This window comes from Steroidobacter sp. (assembly GCF_036402275.1).
Lineage (GTDB): Bacteria > Pseudomonadota > Gammaproteobacteria > Steroidobacterales > Steroidobacteraceae > Steroidobacter.
Map to the genome: position 1 here is coordinate 547030 of NZ_DASWTF010000036.1, position 17446 is coordinate 564475.

Here is a 17446-nt window from a genome sequence, read left to right on the forward strand (position 1 = left end):
GGTGTGCGTTGAATGGGAAAGATGTTGCCTACTCGGGTCCGGCACAGTCACTGACTGTTCTTGCTGGCGGCAGCACGATTCGCTCACGGGGCTGAGCTCAGTGCCGGCAAGCGACCCATGTTCGTATCGTAATGATTGCGTCAGCGAAATCCTGTGGCGCCTCCCACGGGAAGTTGTGCCCACAGCTGACGACCCGGTGCTCATGCCGCGATACGAACATCGAAGCATGATCCGCAGTACCGCCCGGCTTGAGAGGATCTTCCGTACCATCGAGCGTGATAGCAGGAACCGTGATGACCGGCTTCTTCGCCAGTTGCGCTTCCAACGGCGCTAAAGCCGGATCACCCTCGGCAAGCCCAAAGTCGAAGCGGTAAGAGTGGATGACGACATCGACGAAGTCGGGATTGTCGAACGACACTGCTGTTCGTTCGAAGGTGGCGTCATCGAATGCCCATCTCGGCGACCATTGTTTCCACAATATGCGGCAGAGCTCTCTTCGATGGAGCGCCAGGCATTCGCGTCCACGCGCATGCTGGAACAGGTGCTGATACCAGAGAACCTGCTCCAATGAGGGATTGTAGGCACGCCCCAGCCGCTCAACATCGATGATGTCATAGCCAGCGTACGATACGAGACCTGCTACGCGTTCCGGCCAAAGAGCTGACGCCACGCAGGAAGCAAGCCCGCCCCAGTCATAGCCGGCGAGGATCGCTCGCTCGATGCCGAGAGCGTCCATGAGCTCGACCAGGTCTTTACCGAGAGCTGCCTGCTGGCCACTGCGCATCGTGCGACTCGATAAGAAACGCGTCGGCCCAAACCCTCGCAGGTAGGGAACGATTACACGCGCACCGGCTTGCCCTAGAACGGGCGCAACTTCGTCGAAAGCATGCACGTCATACGGGAAACCGTGAGCCAGGATCACCGGCCATCCGTTTGCGGGCCCCTCTTCGCGGAAGGCGATCTCCAAACTACTCGTCCGGGCGGTCTTCAGAGTAGCTCCTTTGCGATGTCGGCGAGCTCCTGCAGCGTCAAACGCTACTGCGGTTCGCCTGGTTCCTAAATCAGCGATTCTGATTCCGTCCAGAAGCGCGTTTCGCTTTCCTGATATCGTCACCGACTTCGCCGCTTCTTCCAGCTCCCGTCATTTCAATGTATGCGGCAAGCTCGTTGGGCGTTCCCAGTGGAAAGGCAGATCTGAGGTGATCGAGGAATGCCGATACTCGGGCGCTCAACAACCGTCGTGATGGATACAGCGCCCACAAGCTGATTTCAGAGCGGTCGACCTCACCCCAAAGAACCAGCCGGCCCGCGGCGAGGTCACCGCTAACGAGTGAGATAGCGGGTCGCGCGATAGTCGGACTAGCCACGACCACGAGTCGATCGCGCAAAAAGGCGCGGCCGACGAGAGTTTCGTCCGGATTTGGATTGACTCGGATCGCCAGGTCGTAACCTTCCTCAACCATATCGACCGGCCTGTCTTCGGACGTGACTTCGAGCCGGACCTGCGGATGTTTGACGGCGAACTCGGCGGCGAGCCTGCCCATCGCGATCTGGCAGAAGAGCAATGGCGCGCTGATACGAAGCGTGCCCCTCGGAATGTTTCCGCCCGACGCAATCGCTGCGGAGGTCTCCTCCAGCTCGGTCAGTAACGGTGCAGTCCGCTCGTAAAGCGCCTTGCCTTCTTGGGTGAGCGTCAGCGTCCGAGCCCCGCGCTCGAACAAACGCAAGCCGAGGCTGTTCTCGAGCTCCGAGACTCTCCGTGAAAGCGTTGCCTTCGGCCGGTCGCTCATCCTGGCGGCGCGACCGAAGCCGCCGTGTCGTGCAACGAGGTTGAAGTCCGCGAGAGCGAGCAGATCCATATGTTCCACCAGTGAGACGAACTGTCCAACTATATGGGCTTACGTTCCGCCTGTGAATCACTAATGATCTCGGCACGCCCATCACAACCAGGAGCGATTGCCATGACCATTCTCGTTACCGGCGCAACCGGAAATGTCGGCCGCCAGGTCGTCCAACAACTCGTCAAGCGCGGCGCGAACGTGCGCGCGCTCGTCCGTAATCCAGCAAAGGCCGAGCTTCCCGACGCGGTCCATGTCGTGCAGGGAGATCTGCTCGATGTCGATTCGTTGCACTCCGCGCTGGACGGTGTTTCCACTCTGTTCTTGTTGAACGCAGTGGTGCCCGATGAATTCACGCAGGCGCTGATCGCGCTCAACGTCGCCCGCGAAGCAGGCATCGAGCGGGTCGTATATCTCTCCGTAATCCATAGCGACATCTATGTAAACGTGCCGCACTTCGCCGGTAAGTATGGAGTCGAGCGTATGATCGAACGGATGGGCTTCGGCGCCACCATCCTTCGTCCCGCCTATTTCATCGACAATGACCTCACGATCAAAAACGTGGTGCTCGACTATGGGGTGTACCCGATGCCTATCGGGAGCAAGGGCCTCGCAATGATCGATGCACGAGATATTGGTGAGATCGCTGCGATCGAGTTGATCCGCCGCGAGCAGGCGGCAGAGGCGCTTCCGGTCAAACGAATCAACCTCGTCGGTCCAGACTTACTCACAGGAGACGCCGTTGCGGCGATTTGGTCGGAGGTTCTGCATCGCCCGATCGCGTACGGCGGCGATGACACCCGCGGATTCGAGCAGAACCTCAAGAAGTTCATGCCGGCGTGGATGGCCTTCGATATGCGGCTGATGAGCGAACGCTTCCTCAGCGACGGCATGATTCCCGAATCCCTCGATGTCGAGCAGTTGACGGCCCTGCTCGGCCGCCCGCTGCGCTCGTATCGGGACTTCGCTGCCGAAGTCGCCGCCGCAACCTGAGGGGGCACGCCCATGAGCAACTCAACAGTCGGCAGGAAGCGCTCATTCGAGACGCGCGATGTGGGCAAGACGATCAAAATGCAATGCGCCGATAAGAGGGAGCAAGCAAACCAGCAAGAAGGTGCCGAAATCGAAACGGAGCCACTGCAAACTGATCTTCTCATTCACTCCGGCGTTCAGCATCTGAAGCAGCACCATTGCCGCGAAACCGAGAACGAGCAAGCGCGCATAGCGGCGCGCGTCGATATTGCGCTTCGACGCTGTCTTCCGGAGCGAGACTATCAGCGCGATCGGACCCAGTGTTCCGAACGCAGCCGCTAGAAACACGTCGGGCGGAGCATGGTCTAGGCTGACGATCAGACTCACCGCAGCAGCCCATAGCAGTGTCAGCGGCGCGAAGCACATCAACCATTCGAGGATCAGGACTGGTCGCGATATCCCGCCGCGCAAACTCAGCATTGCAATCACCCTCTCTTGAAGACTGGCCAGCACACAACCGAACGCCCAACTCAGAGCAACGTGATCGGACTTCAGGAAGTCGAGCTCACCACGCATATCACGCATCCATTCCCGCCGCCCCGGAGGAAGAATCCTCGACGCGAGCTGCAGAAGCGCCACAGCAATGTGGCGTTTCACGCGCGGCCTCGCACCGCTTTTCCAACGTGGATCTCGTTCGCCATCGCAAGCTCCGACTTAGCGTGCGCAATACCTGCCGCGGTAAGTCGATACATGCGCCGCGGCGGCCGCCCCGGCAGCTCGGACTCTTCCCATTTCGAATCGAGAAAGCCACGATCGTTGAGCCGCATCAGCACCGGATACAAGGTGCCCGACTTCAGCTCGGTCTGGAGCGACAAGTCATACCCGTGTCGCCATGCACGAGGCTGCTCGAGCAAGGCTTCCAAGATGCACAACGTTTGGCTGGAGCTGCGGCGTTCACGTCCCATGCGATAAGTCTACATATGCAGAGTTGCGCGTCAACTGGCTGCAGGCCTCATTTGTGAGCAGTCTCACGTTTAAAGGCGGGCGTCGTAGAGTTGACGTCCGCTTCGGGTCGAACGCGGACGCGACGCCCAACGCCGCGCCGGCGCGGATGTAGGGTAAGCTCACGTCATGCAACCACTTCGCTACTCCATCAATGTCACTTTGGACGGATGCTACGATCATCTTGCGATCTCGCCAGATGAGGAATTGCATCGTCACGCGACCGAGAACCTCGCCCGGGCCGACGCCCTCCTCGACGCTGTTCGCGGGGCTATCGAAGCATGTCGCTTTGAAGCTCGTGAGCCGGCAGGAATTCAGCTCGGGGGCGGTGGCGATGCGCTATGAGCCAACAAGGTAGTCAGTGGACCACACCCGCAGGTTGCACCGCTGAGCCCGCTCGAAAGTTCGCGCTCCGATGCCTGGATCGGCTATTTAACATTCGAGCTTTCTGCAGAAACGTCCTCCGCTGGAATAGCGTCGCAGACCGCAGCTGTAATGGTGCAGCCCGCTGCCCGCTTCTCGCCGCAACTCGCTGTGGCTAAAATTTCCCCTCGCCAGTTTTCGAGTGCTTCAACGGAATCGGACGCCGATCCTCATTACATTGCTCCTGCGGGCGGTTGGAGACCGAGATGAATCAGAGCGTGACATTGGCAATGGGGTTGATCTTCGGAGCATCCGAGGTGTTGCTGGCTATCGCCAAACGTCGAGGCAAGCAGGTTGCTGCATCGGATGCAGGGTCACTCCGGCTCATCTGGATCGTCGTGGCCGTGAGCCTGACGGCGGCGTTTCTTGTCGCAGGCGTATTCCCCGAGGGCCGATTTCGCGATGTCGAGCTGATGCGGGCGGTCGGTGTCGCCATATTCGTTTGCGGGGCAGCCCTGCGCTGGTATGCCATTTTCTATCTCGGGCCCTACTTCACCGTGGATGTGCGCATCGCCGAGAGCCAGCGCGTCATCGACACGGGGCCGTATCGGTTCGTTCGTCATCCCAGTTATACCGGGGTGCTCCTGGAGTTCCTGGGGTTCGCGCTCTGCATCGGCAATGCTTGGTCGATGCTACTGCTGGTACCGGTGGTGATTGTTTTCTCGTATCGGATTCGGGTGGAGGAGCGCGCGCTCGAGCGGGGTTTGGGGGAAGCGTATGCGAGCTATCAGCGGCGGACGAAGCGACTGATCCCGTTCGTGTACTAGCGGACCACGAATCGACAGGCGGCGTGGACACCCGAGCACCTGCCGAATCGCGCATCACTTCTTCGCGCGTTTGCGACGGCGACTGGCCACCGCCCGGGTGATGACCGTTTCGATCTCGATCGTCTCCAGAATTTCGGCGCGCGAGTGCCCCTTGGCGAGTTGGTCCTCGGCGTACTCCTTGATCGCCTCGAGATGCTTTCGATAGAACGATAGCGAGGCGCCGAAGAGCTCGTCGACCGAGCGGAATTCTTTCAGGGCCACACACTCATCGATGAATTTGAATTCGTCCTCGCACAGCGTGATGGTCAAGGCGAGGCGTCTTTTCCGCCGAGGGCTTGGCGTCTTGATCCGTCTTTTCGCCGATGGCATGTCGCACCGATGAAGCTCGCGCGGAACGTCTCGCGCGCGAGTATCCTACGAGCATTGACAGCGATGAGTCAGCCGCGAGAATCGGGGGCTGGCGCCCGGCAAGCAATTGCGTGAGACCGGGTCTGCCTGACGATCTCATCCGGGGATGCCTTAAAGCGCTCGGCGTCATCGTCGCACTTTCGGGCGAACGAGCGGCGTGTATCTTCACGGCTCGCTGATGGACTCACGCCAAAATAAATACTGCCTATGCTTTCCAAGCTGTTCCGCAAACAAACTGACTCTCGTCCGCGCTTCGAGCAGGATTCGTCGATGACCGAGGCGCTCCAGCGTCGCGTCAACGCGATCGAGTTCCAGCCCAGCCGAGGATTCCTCAAGGATCAACGGCAGCCGAAACGCTCCGCCGCACGGCCGGCGTGGGCGACTGAATCTCGAAACACGGACGCTGAGTAGCCCGCAGAAACGGGCGCGGGGACGGCTAAGGGAAGATGGTGGGTCGGCTGGGACTCGAACCCAGGACCAATGGATTAAAAGTCCAGTGCTCTACCAACTGAGCTACCGACCCACACCGGAAAGCAGTCAGGCTGGGATGCCTGACGGGGCGCGCATCATACCTAAACGATCTTAGAAATTCATCGAAAATACCGCGTGGGGTCCGGTACCCCGGCCGCCGCGAAGCCGGCGCGACGCAGGCGGCAGGAATCGCAGCTGCCACAGGCCTGGCCAGCCGCATCGGCCTGGTAGCAGGACACTGTCAGCGAATAGTCCACACCGAGCGAGACGCCGCGCTGGATGATCTGGGATTTGGTGAGGTCGATCAGCGGCGTCACGATCTTGAACGCCACCGTGCCCTCCACGCCCGCTTTGGTGGCCAGGTTTGCGACGCGCTCGAAGGCGGCGATGAAAGCCGGGCGGCAGTCCGGATAGCCTGAATAATCCACCGCGTTCACGCCGATGAAAATGCGTGGCGCTCCCAGGACCTCGGCCCAGCCCAGCGCAAAAGACAACATAACGGTGTTGCGCGCTGGAACGTACGTGATCGGGATCCCCACTTGCGGGGACTCGGGCACGGCGATGCTCGAATCGGTCAACGCGGAGCCGCCGATCCCGCCGAGATCGATGCGCAGCGTGCGATGCTCGACCACGCCCAGGGACTGGGCCACACGCTGAGCGGCGTCAAGTTCAGCGCGATGCCGCTGACCATAATCCACGCTCAGCGCGTAGCACTCGAAGCCTTGCTCACGAGCAATGGCGAGCGCGGTGGCCGAATCGAGACCACCGGAAAGAAGCACTACTGCGCGAGTACCAGACATAGATCTTGTTACCAGCCGCCGCAGCGACCCCTCAACCGCAAACCAACGGACTGTTAATCCGTCGCTCGCGGATTCCTATTTCCCGGGCGTATCGCCCCACAACACCTTGTGCAGCTGAATCTGCAGCCGCACTGGCAGGCGCTCCTCGATCACCCACTCCGCCAGATCGCGCGGCGCGACCTGACCGTAGCTCGGGCTGAACAGCACCATGCAGCGCTCGGGCAAGCGCCGCTCGCGAATGAAATCGCGCGCCCATTCGAAATCGGCGCGGCTGCAGAGCACGAACTTCACCTGCTCTTCCGGCCGCAGCACATCGAGATTCTCGTAACGGTTCCGAGCCACTTCGCCGCTGCCCGGTGTTTTCACGTCAACCACACGCACCACGCGCGGATCCACATTACTCACATCGATCGCGCCGCTGGTTTCGAGCGAAACGCTGTAACCGGCGTCGCACAGCCGCTGTAACAGAGGAAAGCATCCCTTCTGCGCAAGCGGCTCGCCGCCCGTGACGCAAACATGGCGAGTGTTGAAAGAAGCGACGCGCTCCAACACTTGCTCGAGCGAGAACCACTCGCCGCCGTAGAACGCATAAGCGGTATCGCAGTACTGACAGCGCAGCGGACAACCGGTGAGGCGCACGAACACGGTGGGCCAGCCCACGCTGTCGGCTTCACCCTGAATCGACAAGAAGATTTCAGTGAGCTTGACGCGCGCGACGCCAGAGGTGGCGGCGGCGGAATCGACAGTGGTTGAGTCAGCGACGTTCATGACAAAACTGATTCGAACCACCCGGCAGCGGCAGCAACACCGCCCATCGACGGGCGGCGTCGACCTGACCGACTACCTGCCCTCGCTATCCAGTTTCGCCAGCCGTTGGCTGGCGAGGCGCGCGGCGGTGGTATCGCCAAAACGCTGCACGACCTGGGACAGCGCCGAGCGCGCCTCGCCCCAGTTCTTCAGCTCGTAGTTGCAATAGCCAATCTTCAACAGCGCATCCGGAATCTTGCGCGACTCCGGATATTTCTCCACGACGGTGCGGAAGTCGCGCAGCGCGTCTGGATACTGCTTGGTCACATAGTGCGCCTCGCCCAGCCAGTACTGCGCATTGTCGGCCAACGGGCCGTTCGGGAACGTGGTGAGGTACTGCTTGAAGGCGTTGATCGCTTCGGGATATTTCGCATCCTTCAGCAGATCGAACGCGGCCTGATAGTTGGCGCGATCGTCACCCGACGGAATCGGCAAGCCGCCAGAAGCCGGCGGGACGCCGTTCGACGCCGCGGCCCCCGGATTGCCTTCGAGCGCCGACAAGCGGCGATCGACATCAGCATACATCTCGCGCTGTTGCGTCTGACTCTGATTGAGCGCGTGTTGCACTTCATCGAGCTGACCGCGCAGCATTCGCGCCTCGTTCTGGGCCGTCTCGATCCGTTGCGACAGCTCGAGCAAGCCCTGGTTGGCGCGCTCCAGCCGTAACAACCGGCTGTCGAGATCGGACAGCTTCTGCACTACCGGATCGGCTTCCGGCGGCGTGGTGACGCAGCCTGACAGCATCGCTGCCGCGACGGCGATCACTCCGGCACGCACCACAGTGATGTTTGGCATGAAAGTCATAGCGGCAGCGGCTCTGATCATCGACCGTAGACCAACTCGACGCGACGATTCTTGCCGTAAGCGGACTCGTCACTGCCCTGCACGGCCGGACGCTCTTCGCCGTAGCTCACGGTGGTGATCTGGTTTTCCGTCACACCTTGCAGCATCAGCGCACGACGCACGGCCTGTGCACGACGCTCGCCGAGGCCGATGTTGTACTCACGCGAGCCGCGCTCGTCGGAGTGACCTTCCAGACGAACCTTGTACTGCGCGTTGCCGTTCAGGTATTTCGCGTGAGCGGCGACAACCGGCACGAACTCCGGCTTGATCTCGGCGCGGTCGTAATCGAAGTAGACGATCACGCCGGCGGCCTTGGCGGCTGCCAACGCTTGCTGTTCCGCCGACAGCGGGCTGCTGCCGACCGAGCTGCCAGACGCGCCTTCCGTGCTGGTCGTGGGTCCGACGGCTTCGGAGCTCGGCCCGGCTTCGGGCAGGGGCTTGTTGCCACAGGCTGCCAGCATCAGACCACTCGCCGCGATCAGCATCAGCTGCGTTACACGCATCTACATCTCCTGAGAGTTAGTTGTTACGACCCGCGGAGCCGCTGAAAAATCCGCTGTCGCCGTTCCCAGACCAAAACTGCGGCGAATTTTGCCACAACTTCGGCCCGGACACGGCGCTTTGGCGGACTTTTTCCAGCCCGTTAGCCGCCATTTTCGCGCTTAGCGCTGCGAAAACGGGGCCCAGACCGGCTCGCGGACTTCGCCGGCGGTGTTGGTGAACCGCTCCGCCGTGCGGCCGTCCGTCGACACCGTCGCCAACACGCCGCGGCCCTTTTCCTGCGTGGCGTAAATCAGCACGGCGCCGTTGGGAGCAAAGCTCGGGCTCTCGTCCTGACGCCCCTCGGACAACACTTGCAGGCCCTTGGAGGCCAGGTCGATTATGGCAATTCGGTAATTGCCGCGATCCAGGTGCACCACCGCGAGCTGCTTTCCATCCGGCGATACACGCGGGCGTGCGTTGTAGTTGCCTTCGAAGCTGACGCGCGTGGGCCGCTTCGGGTCTTCGACGTCGACCTCATAGATCTGCGGGCCGCCGGCGCGATCGGACATGAAATACAGCTTCTTGCCGTCGGAGGACCAGCTCGGCTCGGTGTCGATGCCAGGATCGAACGTCATGCGCGTCGGCATCTGGCTGGCGAGATCCAAAACATAGACGTCGACATCGCCGTCCTTGCGCGACAACGTGAGCGCCAGCTTCTTGCCGTCAGGCGACCAGGTCGGCGCACCGTTGATACCGGCACGCGCCGATACGCGACGCCGCTCGCCAGTGCGCAACGTCTGCACGTAGATAGCGGAGGCTTTGCTTTCAAACGATACGTACGCGAGGCTCTGGCCATCGGGCGACCATGCCGGAGACATCAGCGGCTCGTCCGAAGTGGTGATGGTCTGCTGATTCTCACCGTCGTAATCCGACACGATCAATTTGTAACGCTGTTTCGGCGGCGTGCCTTCGACGTTGATGAAGGCAACGCGCGTCGAGAATGCACCGCGCACGCCGGTGAGCTGTTCGAAAATGATGTCCGAGATCCGATGCGACAGCGCACGCATGGAATTAGCGGTGGCTGTCAGGCGCTGGCCCGCCAGGCGCTGGCCGGTGAGCACGTTGTATAGCTCGAACGTCGCCGCGAAGCCCTGGCCGTCCGGTGTCAGCTTGCCGACCGTGATGAAGTCGGTCTTGAGATAGCGCCAGTCCTGGAAACGAATCTGATCGCCCTGCGTCGGGCGGTCGATCATGGTCTTGCGGTCGAGCGGCTCGAAGCGGCCGCTACGGCGCAGATCGGCGGCCACCACTTCGGCCACGTCGAACGGCGCGGCGCCCGTGGATTCCCAGCCAAACGGCACGATGGCGATCGGCACCGCGTCCTCGGCGGACTTGGTGATCTCGATGACCAGTTGCGCGTTGGCCGCGGCCGCAAACAACGACAGCGCCCAGCAAGCGAGAACAGCGAAGGTTTTTTTCATCAGTAACGGCTCCTTCGAGCAAAGTCGGACTGGCCCCGGCGCTACGCGCCGCCGGGCCTGAAGACAAACGTGAGATTCGGGTTGAACAGCCGCGGATTGGACGGCAGCGGCAAGGGCGAAGCACTCTGCACCGCGACCTCGATCGACTGCTTCACGGCAGCGTCGCCGTTGCATGTGCCGACGCGCACCGACAGCACGACGCCCGCCGGGGTCTGTCGCACCTGGACCTGGCACTGCAAGTCGTCCCTTGCGGACAGCGGACGTTTCCATCTGCGCTCGACCTGCTGTCGGATCATTGCAACGTACTGCGCCATTTCCGGTGAGCTCGCCGCCGCCGCGTCGGCCTCCTCTTCCGCCAACTGACGAGCGAGCTCGGATTCACGCGCTTCCTGCAAGCGTGCTTCGTCCGCGGCCCGGCGTCGTTCGGCCTCTTCTTTCTGCCTGCGTTCGATCTCGGCGACTTTCTTCGCCTCTTCCTCGGCCCGTTTCTTTCTTTCGGCCTCGGCGGCAGCGCGTTTCTTTTCCGCTTCCTGCCGCTCGCGCAATTGTTGCTCTTCCGCCAGGCGGCGCTGTTCGGCCTCCTCGCGTTGTTTCAATTCGACCTGACGCTCCTGCTCGGCCCGTTGTTCCGATTCCCGCCGTGCAGTTTCTTCCTGTTGCTTGCGCGTGGCCTCTTCTTCCTGTTCACGGCGCTGTTGCTCGGCCTGTTCACGCTCGCGCTGAGCCTCAGCCTCACGCTCCCGTTGCTGAACGCGCTCGCGCTCACGCTCCTGCCGTTGCTGACGGGCGGCCTTGTTCAGGGCGGCCGGATCGACCACCACCGCTTGAATCGCCAGCTGCACCGGCGGCGGCGTGCGCTGCATGTTCAGCATCGTGAGGCCGAAAATGCCCGCGAACACCGCGTGCAACGCCAACGCGCCGAGAATGTACAGCCAGTGTTGTTTGATGAAATCGACCATGAAGTCTTAGCGCTGCTTCTTATCTCGCGCATCGGCCGGATCGGTGATGAAGCCCACCTTCTCCGCGCCCGCTTCCTGCAACAACACCATGCCAGTCACGACGCGCCCGTACGGCACGTTGGTGTCGGCTTTCACCAGCACCGGCGTCTGCGGCTCACGCCCCAGCACGGCGGACACTCGCTCGATGACGACGTCCTCGGAGATCGCGGTCTCCTCATCGGAGCCGATGTTCAAGTAATACTGGCCGCCGGCATCGACGCTCAGGATCAACGGCGTATGCTGCCGCATCATCTCTTCGGGCAGCGGCTCGGCGCCGGCCTTCGGCAGATCCACCTTGATGCCCTGGGTAAGCATGGGCGCGGTGATCATGAAAATGATCAGCAACACGAGCATCACGTCGATGTAAGGCACGACGTTGATCTCGGCCATCATCTTCTTGCCGCGGCGGGCATTCATCGGGCTCATCCGTGCGCCTCCACACCGGCGCTACGCTGTGACTCGCGAGGAGACGCTGCGTGACGTTGCAGAATGGTCGACAGCTCTTCGACGAACGTGTCGTAGCGCACTTCCACGCGGCTCACCTGGTCCGCATAGCGGTTGTATGCGACGACCGCCGGAATGGCCGCGAACAGGCCCATCGCCGTGGCAATCAGCGCTTCGGTGATGCCGGGCGCGACCATCGCGAGCGTCGCCTGCTGCACGTTACCGAGGCCGTGGAACGCATTCATGATGCCCCACACCGTGCCGAACAGGCCGATGTACGGGCTGGTCGAGCCGATGGTGGCGAGCATCGACAAGCCGAGCTCCAGGCGATCGCTTTCTTTCAGCAACGCGACGCGCATGCCGCGGCGAGCGCCTTCGATCAGCTGCGCGGATGCGATCCCGCCCTGCTGGCGCAAACGTGAGAACTCACGAAAGCCCTGCTCGAAGATCGCCTCCATGCCCTTGGTGACACGGCGGCTCTGGTCGATGGAACGGAACATCGCCGTGAGATCGCCGCCCGACCAGAACGATTCCTCGAAGCGGTCGGCGTCGGAGCGGGCGCGGTTCAGCTCGGCGCGTTTGCGCAGCATGATGGACCACGACACCAGCGAGGCCAGCAGCAGCAGACCCATCACGATCTGCACCACGATACTGGCGTTCAGCACCAGCTCCAGAGGATTCAGGTTCTCTGACATCATTCCCATCACTCCCGAATTAGATCTTTTGGTAATGCGGTGGGCCGTAAGTTCACCGCATCGAGGCACGCCACGCGCACCTTGCCTTCAACCAGCAGCTCGCCCTCCAGGCCGCCGCGAAAAACCTGTTGTTGGAACGTGAGGCTGGCGCGAGTGCGCTCGGCGATGACGCAGGTCACGAGCAATTCGTCGCCGTAACGGGCGGGCCTGCGATAGTGCGCCTCCATGTCGACCACCACGAACATCAGTCCATGCTGCTCCTTCAGAGGCAGCTGCTCGACGCCGGCCGCCCGCAGCCATTCGGTGCGCGCGCGCTCCATGAACTTCAAATAGTTCGCGTAATACACGATGCCGCCGGCATCGGTGTCTTCCCAATAGATACGGATCGGCCAGGCGAACGGCCGCGCCCCAGTCGGGGCTTCAGAAACATTCATCGCCGAAGAAATATCCGCTGCCATGCGCCCGATCAGTCTCCGAACAATTCGCCAGTTCCCGGCCGCTCCGGCGACTTCAGGCCGAAATGTTGATACGCCATGCGCGTGGCCACCCGGCCGCGCGCCGTGCGCATGATGAAACCCTGCTGGATCAGATACGGCTCGATCACGTCCTCGATGGTGCCGCGCTCCTCGCCCAGCGCCGCCGACAGGCTTTCCACGCCCACCGGGCCGCCGTCGAACTTTTCGATGATGGTCAGCAGCAGCTTGCGGTCCATGAGATCGAACCCCAGCGGATCCACGTCCAGCATGTCCAACGCTGCCTGCGCGACCTCATCGGTAATCCGCCCACCGGCGCGCACTTCGGCGTAGTCACGCACGCGCCGGAGCAATCGATTGGCGATACGGGGAGTTCCCCGCGAGCGCTGCGCAATCCGGCTGGAGCCACCGGGGTCCGCTGGCACGCCCAACAAGCCGGCCGAGCGCGTCACGATGCGTGTCAGCTCGGCGTGGTCGTAAAACTCCAAACGCTGCACGATGCCGAAACGGTCTCGCAGCGGCGAGGTCAGCAAGCCTGCGCGAGTGGTCGCGCCGATCAGCGTGAACGGGGGCAGATCCAGTTTGATGGAGCGCGCGCCCGGGCCTTCCCCGATCATGATGTCCAGCTGAAAGTCTTCCATCGCCGGATACAGGATCTCTTCGACCACTGGGCTCAGGCGATGGATCTCGTCGACGAACAACACGTCGTTCGCCTGCAGATTCGTGAGCAGCGCGGCCAGATCGCCGGCGCGCTCGATCACGGGTCCCGAGGTCTGGCGCAGATTCACGCCCAGCTCGTTCGCGACGATGTTCGCCAGCGTGGTCTTGCCGAGCCCCGGCGGACCGAAGATCAGCACGTGATCCAGCGCTTCCTTCCGGTTGCGAGCCGCCTGGATGAATATTTCCATCTGCGTCTTCACCGCCGACTGGCCGACGTAATCGGCCAGCTTCTTCGGCCGCACGGCGCGGTCGAAGGCAGCTTCATCGCCCTGGCTGGCGGCGGAAACGATGCGGTCCTGCTCGATCATTTGTTATCGGGTGGCCGCTGCCTGCAGCGCGCGGCGAATGATTTCCTCGGTGGTCTGCACCGACGCGTCCACCGCCTTCAGCAGCCGCGTCACCTCGGCGGGCTTGTAACCCAGCGCCACCAGCGCACTGAAAGCCTCCGCCTGTGGACCAATCGTAGCCTCGCCGGTTCCGCCCGAGGGCAGCACGGCCTGACCGGTGTCGCCAAAACCCTTCACCCGGTCGCGCATCTCGACCACCAGGCGCTCGGCGGTCTTGCGGCCGACGCCGGGTGTGCGCACCAGGGTGTCGATGTCCTGCGCCTCGATGCACATCAGGAACGCATCGACCGTCATGCCCGATAACAGGGCGAGCGCGAGCTTCGGCCCCACGTTGGAAACTTTCAGCAGCTCGCGGAACAGACGCCGCTCGCGCTCGGTGCCGAAGCCAAACAGGATGTGCGCGTCCTCCCGGACCACCAGGTGCGTGAACAAATGAATGTCCGCGCCGGTCGCCGGCAGGCCGTAGAACGTCGACATGGGCGCTTCCAGCTCGTAACCGACGCCGCCCACGTCGATCACCAGCTGCGGAGGTTGCTTGGCGGTCAGCCGACCGCGCAGAAATCCGATCATTGCGCCGAGCCCGCGGCGAGCCGGTGCAGCTGGCCGTTGAGATTGCGCGAATGCGCGTGACAGAGCGCGATCGCCAGCGCGTCGGCGGCGTCGGCGCCCATCGGGCCGGTGAGATTCAACAAACGTCGGACCATCAGTTGTACTTGTTCCTTCTGCGCACCACCGGTGCCCACCACGGCCAGTTTCACCTCACGCGGCGCGTACTCAAAAACACGGGGACGCACGGCAAAAGTCGCACTCAAGGCCGCACCCCGCGCCTGCCCCAGTTTCAGCGCGCTGTCGGCATTGCGGTGCATAAACACGCGCTCGATCGCCACCTCGTCGGGCCGAAACTCGTTGGCCAATTTATCCACGCCGGCAAAAATTTCCTGGAGCCGATCGGACAACGCCGCGCCTTTCGCCCGGATCGAGCCGCTGACCAGATAGGTCATCTTCGGCCCGGTTTCGATCACGGCGTAACCGGTGCATAACGAGCCCGGGTCCAGGCCCAGGATTCGCACCCGCGCCGGCGGCGCCTCCGACGGCTGCTGAACCCTCACGAACGCGGACGAGACCTTCACGTCACCCCGGGCGAGGTTGAGCTCAGCGAGACTTTTCGGGCGCCTGAGTCTGCGCAAGGACTCCCTCCGCTTGTAACCGGCGGGCCAAGATCATAGTTCAGGCCGCAGGTTGTGACCTTCGAAGCCGGTATGATACCGGCAACGGCTACAAACCGACACGATTCCCCGTCCATGCCTTCCGTCGACGTCGCTGCCTCCGATACCGAACAGACCGCGAATGCCCGGCGGCGCGCCCACGAGCTGTTGGGAAAACTGGCCGGCGTGGTCGCCGAGGGCCAGCCCCAAGCCACAACGGCTCTGGCCCGTGCACAGGCCATCGTCGACATCCTCGTCAGCTTGACCGATGACGACGACATACTGGGCGGCGCCCTGCTCCTGCCGCTGCTCGAAGCCGACGTGATCACGCCCGAGCAAGCCATCGCCACGGTGAGCGCGTCGGCGAATCGGATCGCGACGGAGTTGCAGCGACTCGGCTCGCTGAACATCAGCATGCCCAGCGGGGGTCGACGCTCGGCTCCAGCGCTCTCGGGCAATCAGGCCGAAGGCTTGCGCAAGATGCTGCTCGCCATCGTTACCGATCCGCGACTGGTGCTCGTGAAGCTCGCGGCTCAATTACAGCAGCTGCGCGATAGCAAGGACGCGCCGGCCGCTGAGCGCGAACGTCTGGCGTATGAAACTCGCGAGGTCTATGCCCCGCTCGCGAACCGCCTCGGCGTGTGGCAGCTCAAATGGGAGCTGGAGGACCTGAGCTTTCGGTATCTGGACCCGGAGAATTACAAGCGCATCGCTGGCTGGCTCGCCTCCAAACGCGTCGATCGCGAACGCTACATCGACGAGGTGATCGAGCTGCTTCGTGGCGAGCTGGCGAAGGCGCACGTGACGGACGCCGAGATCGCCGGCCGGCCCAAGCACATCTACAGCATCTGGCGCAAAATGCAGCGTAAGGGGCTGCAGTTCGAGCAGCTCTACGATGTGCGCGCCGTGCGCGTGCTGGTCAACTCTATTGCCGACTGTTATGCCGCACTCGGCATCGTGCATGGAATGTGGCCGTACATTCCGGGCGAGTTCGACGACTACATCGCCACGCCCAAGGACAATCTGTACCGATCCCTCCACACTGCGGTCATCGGGCCGGGCAAGCTGCCGCTGGAAGTGCAGATTCGCACACGCGAAATGCATGCTCATGCTGAGCTCGGCGTGGCGGCACACTGGCGGTACAAGGAAGGTGGCCGCGCCAATCCGGCGTACGAGCAGAAGATCGTCTGGCTGCGCCAGATTCTCGAGCCTGGCGAGCGCGGCGAAGAAACCGAAGGCGAATTTCTCGATCGTGTTCGCTCGGAGCTGTTCGAGGATCGCGTCTATGCCATCTCACCTCGCGGCGAAGTCGTGGACCTGCCTCGGGGCGCGACACCGCTCGACTTCGCGTATCACGTGCACACCGATCTGGGTCACCGATGCCGGGGCGCGAAGGTCAACGGTCGCATGGTGCCTTTGAACCAGGTGCTCGCGAACGGCGATCAGGTCGAGATCATCACCGGCAAGCAGTTGAACCCGAGTCGCGACTGGCTGGTGCCCTCACTGGGTTATCTGGCGTCGCCCCGCAATCGAAACAAAGTTCGCTCGTATTTTCGCAAGCTCGACGAGCAGCAGAATATCCAACAAGGCCGGCAGATCCTGGAGCGCGAGTTGCAGCGGTTGGCCGTGCATTCGGTGACGCTGCCCGAGCTGATCAGCGAGTTCAAAGTCGATAACGCGGAGCAACTGTATCGCGCCATCGGCGAGGGCGAAATCAACGTGGCGCAGATCGGCGGCGCCGTGCAACGTCGCGCCAAGCCGCAGGAACTGCCCACGCCCATCGTGCGCCGGCCGGCGGCCGAGCCGAAGAAGGCGTCGGGCATCACCGTCGATGGCGTCGACGATCTGTTGTCGAACTTCGCCGGCTGCTGTAACCCGGTGCCGCCCGAAGCCATTCATGGCTACATCACGCTGGGTCGCGGCGTCAGCATCCATCGCGATGACTGCATGAACTTCAAGCGGCTGGCGGCGGCCAACCCGGAACGGGTCATTCCCGTCGAATGGGGCTCGGGCGGCGATCGCTCATTCCCCGTGGACATCAACGTGCGCGCCTACGACCGTCGCGGTTTGCTCCGCGACGTGAGCGCGGTGCTCGCGGATTCGAAGATCAATATTCACGCCATGAACACGTTAACGCACGAGACCGACGGCGTCGCCGATATGAATCTCAAGATCACGGTGCACGACCTGGAAGAGTTGTCTCGCGTGCTCGCCCGGATTCAGGGACTGCCGAACGTGCTCAGCGCCCGACGCAAGGTTTAAAGGCCCC

Annotated in this window: 20 protein-coding genes, 1 tRNA gene and 1 pseudogene; 4 read left to right on the forward strand and 18 right to left on the reverse strand. The window is 62.5% G+C overall.

The features are described 5' to 3' along the window. Positions 1-97: 97 nt before the first annotated feature. Complete coding sequence (locus tag VGD45_RS22020) at positions 98-991, reverse strand: alpha/beta hydrolase (RefSeq protein WP_349263333.1); 894 nt, start codon at positions 989-991, stop codon at positions 98-100. A 70-nt stretch (positions 992-1061) separates the two neighbouring features. Further along, positions 1062-1859 (reverse strand): LysR family transcriptional regulator, encoded by a 798-nt coding sequence (locus tag VGD45_RS22025; RefSeq protein ID WP_331157507.1) that lies wholly within the window; start codon positions 1857-1859, stop codon positions 1062-1064. Between the two features lie 102 nt (positions 1860-1961). Between VGD45_RS22025 and VGD45_RS22030 the strand changes: the two genes are divergently transcribed. After that, positions 1962-2831 carry an NmrA/HSCARG family protein gene (locus VGD45_RS22030; RefSeq protein WP_349263334.1) on the forward strand — a complete coding sequence of 290 codons (870 nt, stop codon included), beginning with the start codon at positions 1962-1964 and terminating at the stop codon, positions 2829-2831. A 42-nt stretch (positions 2832-2873) separates the two neighbouring features. Here the strand turns inward: VGD45_RS22030 and VGD45_RS22035 are convergent, their stop codons facing one another. Both VGD45_RS22035 and VGD45_RS22040 read right to left on the reverse strand, forming a co-directional pair. Next, positions 2874-3467, reverse strand: a complete 594-nt coding sequence (locus VGD45_RS22035; RefSeq protein ID WP_331157509.1) for a hypothetical protein — start codon at positions 3465-3467, stop codon at positions 2874-2876. Further along, positions 3464-3775: a PadR family transcriptional regulator gene (locus VGD45_RS22040; protein ID WP_331157510.1), complete on the reverse strand. Its 312-nt coding sequence runs from the start codon at positions 3773-3775 to the stop codon at positions 3464-3466. Before VGD45_RS22040 ends, VGD45_RS22035 begins: the two co-directional genes overlap by 4 nt. A 166-nt stretch (positions 3776-3941) precedes the next feature. Between VGD45_RS22040 and VGD45_RS34410 the strand changes: the two are divergent. Continuing rightward, a pseudogene (locus tag VGD45_RS34410) lies at positions 3942-4067 on the forward strand (deaminase); the annotation flags it as partial. A gap of 374 nt (positions 4068-4441) precedes the next feature. Then, complete coding sequence (locus VGD45_RS22045) at positions 4442-5002, forward strand: isoprenylcysteine carboxylmethyltransferase family protein (protein ID WP_331157511.1); 561 nt, start codon at positions 4442-4444, stop codon at positions 5000-5002. A 54-nt stretch (positions 5003-5056) separates the two neighbouring features. On the opposite strand, the gene VGD45_RS22050 is transcribed toward VGD45_RS22045, so the two are convergent. From VGD45_RS22050 to ruvC, 14 genes are all read right to left on the reverse strand, one after another. Beyond that, positions 5057-5311 carry a hypothetical protein gene (locus tag VGD45_RS22050; protein WP_331157512.1) on the reverse strand — a complete coding sequence of 85 codons (255 nt, stop codon included), beginning with the start codon at positions 5309-5311 and terminating at the stop codon, positions 5057-5059. Positions 5312-5857: 546 nt separating this feature from the next. After that, positions 5858-5933, reverse strand: a tRNA-Lys gene (locus VGD45_RS22055). Positions 5934-6000: 67 nt separating this feature from the next. Further along, positions 6001-6705, reverse strand: coding sequence for a 7-cyano-7-deazaguanine synthase QueC (gene queC / locus VGD45_RS22060; RefSeq protein WP_331157812.1), 705 nt, complete (start codon positions 6703-6705; stop codon positions 6001-6003). A 51-nt stretch (positions 6706-6756) separates the two neighbouring features. Further along, positions 6757-7449, reverse strand: coding sequence for a 7-carboxy-7-deazaguanine synthase QueE (queE, locus tag VGD45_RS22065; protein WP_331157513.1), 693 nt, complete (start codon positions 7447-7449; stop codon positions 6757-6759). A 72-nt stretch (positions 7450-7521) separates the two neighbouring features. Beyond that, positions 7522-8283 carry a tol-pal system protein YbgF gene (gene ybgF, locus VGD45_RS22070; RefSeq protein ID WP_331157514.1) on the reverse strand — a complete coding sequence of 254 codons (762 nt, stop codon included), beginning with the start codon at positions 8281-8283 and terminating at the stop codon, positions 7522-7524. Between the two features lie 26 nt (positions 8284-8309). Further along, positions 8310-8834, reverse strand: a complete 525-nt coding sequence (gene pal, locus VGD45_RS22075; RefSeq protein ID WP_331157515.1) for a peptidoglycan-associated lipoprotein Pal — start codon at positions 8832-8834, stop codon at positions 8310-8312. A gap of 159 nt (positions 8835-8993) precedes the next feature. After that, positions 8994-10295, reverse strand: coding sequence for a Tol-Pal system beta propeller repeat protein TolB (tolB, locus tag VGD45_RS22080; protein ID WP_331157516.1), 1302 nt, complete (start codon positions 10293-10295; stop codon positions 8994-8996). Positions 10296-10336: 41 nt separating this feature from the next. Beyond that, positions 10337-11254 carry a cell envelope integrity protein TolA gene (tolA, locus tag VGD45_RS22085; RefSeq protein WP_331157517.1) on the reverse strand — a complete coding sequence of 306 codons (918 nt, stop codon included), beginning with the start codon at positions 11252-11254 and terminating at the stop codon, positions 10337-10339. A 6-nt stretch (positions 11255-11260) separates the two neighbouring features. After that, complete coding sequence (gene tolR / locus VGD45_RS22090; RefSeq protein ID WP_331157518.1) at positions 11261-11710, reverse strand: protein TolR; 450 nt, start codon at positions 11708-11710, stop codon at positions 11261-11263. A 5-nt stretch (positions 11711-11715) separates the two neighbouring features. Further along, positions 11716-12435 (reverse strand): protein TolQ, encoded by a 720-nt coding sequence (gene tolQ / locus VGD45_RS22095; RefSeq protein WP_331157519.1) that lies wholly within the window; start codon positions 12433-12435, stop codon positions 11716-11718. Between the two features lie 5 nt (positions 12436-12440). Continuing rightward, entirely contained in the window at positions 12441-12890 is a 450-nt protein-coding gene (gene ybgC / locus VGD45_RS22100) for a tol-pal system-associated acyl-CoA thioesterase (RefSeq protein ID WP_331157520.1), read from the reverse strand. A gap of 8 nt (positions 12891-12898) precedes the next feature. Then, entirely contained in the window at positions 12899-13930 is a 1032-nt protein-coding gene (gene ruvB, locus VGD45_RS22105) for a Holliday junction branch migration DNA helicase RuvB (RefSeq protein WP_349263335.1), read from the reverse strand. Positions 13931-13936: 6 nt separating this feature from the next. Continuing rightward, a complete protein-coding gene (gene ruvA, locus VGD45_RS22110) occupies positions 13937-14542 on the reverse strand; it encodes a Holliday junction branch migration protein RuvA (RefSeq protein ID WP_331157522.1) in 606 nt (201 codons plus the stop codon). Then, a complete protein-coding gene (gene ruvC / locus VGD45_RS22115) occupies positions 14539-15042 on the reverse strand; it encodes a crossover junction endodeoxyribonuclease RuvC (protein WP_331157813.1) in 504 nt (167 codons plus the stop codon). The genes ruvA and ruvC overlap by 4 nt, the downstream gene beginning before the upstream one ends. Before the next feature lie 231 nt (positions 15043-15273). Here ruvC and VGD45_RS22120 point away from each other — a divergent pair, with 231 nt between their 5' ends. After that, positions 15274-17439: a bifunctional (p)ppGpp synthetase/guanosine-3',5'-bis(diphosphate) 3'-pyrophosphohydrolase gene (locus VGD45_RS22120; RefSeq protein ID WP_331157523.1), complete on the forward strand. Its 2166-nt coding sequence runs from the start codon at positions 15274-15276 to the stop codon at positions 17437-17439. The last annotated feature ends 7 nt before the right edge of the window (positions 17440-17446 follow it).

Bases quoted from the DNA above. Each gene is read 5' to 3' on its own strand.
- queE (WP_331157513.1), bottom strand. From the start codon at position 7,449: ATGAACGTCGCTGACTCAACCACTGTCGATTCCGCCGCCGCCACCTCT.
- tolB (WP_331157516.1), bottom strand. From the start codon at position 10,295: ATGAAAAAAACCTTCGCTGTTCTCGCTTGCTGGGCGCTGTCGTTGTTT.
- VGD45_RS22025 (WP_331157507.1), bottom strand. From the start codon at position 1,859: ATGGATCTGCTCGCTCTCGCGGACTTCAACCTCGTTGCACGACACGGC.
- pal (WP_331157515.1), bottom strand. From the start codon at position 8,834: ATGCGTGTAACGCAGCTGATGCTGATCGCGGCGAGTGGTCTGATGCTG.
- VGD45_RS22030 (WP_349263334.1), top strand. From the start codon at position 1,962: ATGACCATTCTCGTTACCGGCGCAACCGGAAATGTCGGCCGCCAGGTC.
- ruvA (WP_331157522.1), bottom strand. From the start codon at position 14,542: ATGATCGGATTTCTGCGCGGTCGGCTGACCGCCAAGCAACCTCCGCAG.
- VGD45_RS22040 (WP_331157510.1), bottom strand. From the start codon at position 3,775: ATGGGACGTGAACGCCGCAGCTCCAGCCAAACGTTGTGCATCTTGGAA.
- ybgC (WP_331157520.1), bottom strand. From the start codon at position 12,890: ATGGCAGCGGATATTTCTTCGGCGATGAATGTTTCTGAAGCCCCGACT.
- ybgF (WP_331157514.1), bottom strand. From the start codon at position 8,283: ATGCCAAACATCACTGTGGTGCGTGCCGGAGTGATCGCCGTCGCGGCA.
- VGD45_RS22045 (WP_331157511.1), top strand. From the start codon at position 4,442: ATGAATCAGAGCGTGACATTGGCAATGGGGTTGATCTTCGGAGCATCC.
- VGD45_RS22120 (WP_331157523.1), top strand. From the start codon at position 15,274: ATGCCTTCCGTCGACGTCGCTGCCTCCGATACCGAACAGACCGCGAAT.
- tolA (WP_331157517.1), bottom strand. From the start codon at position 11,254: ATGGTCGATTTCATCAAACAACACTGGCTGTACATTCTCGGCGCGTTG.
- tolQ (WP_331157519.1), bottom strand. From the start codon at position 12,435: ATGATGTCAGAGAACCTGAATCCTCTGGAGCTGGTGCTGAACGCCAGT.
- tolR (WP_331157518.1), bottom strand. From the start codon at position 11,710: ATGAATGCCCGCCGCGGCAAGAAGATGATGGCCGAGATCAACGTCGTG.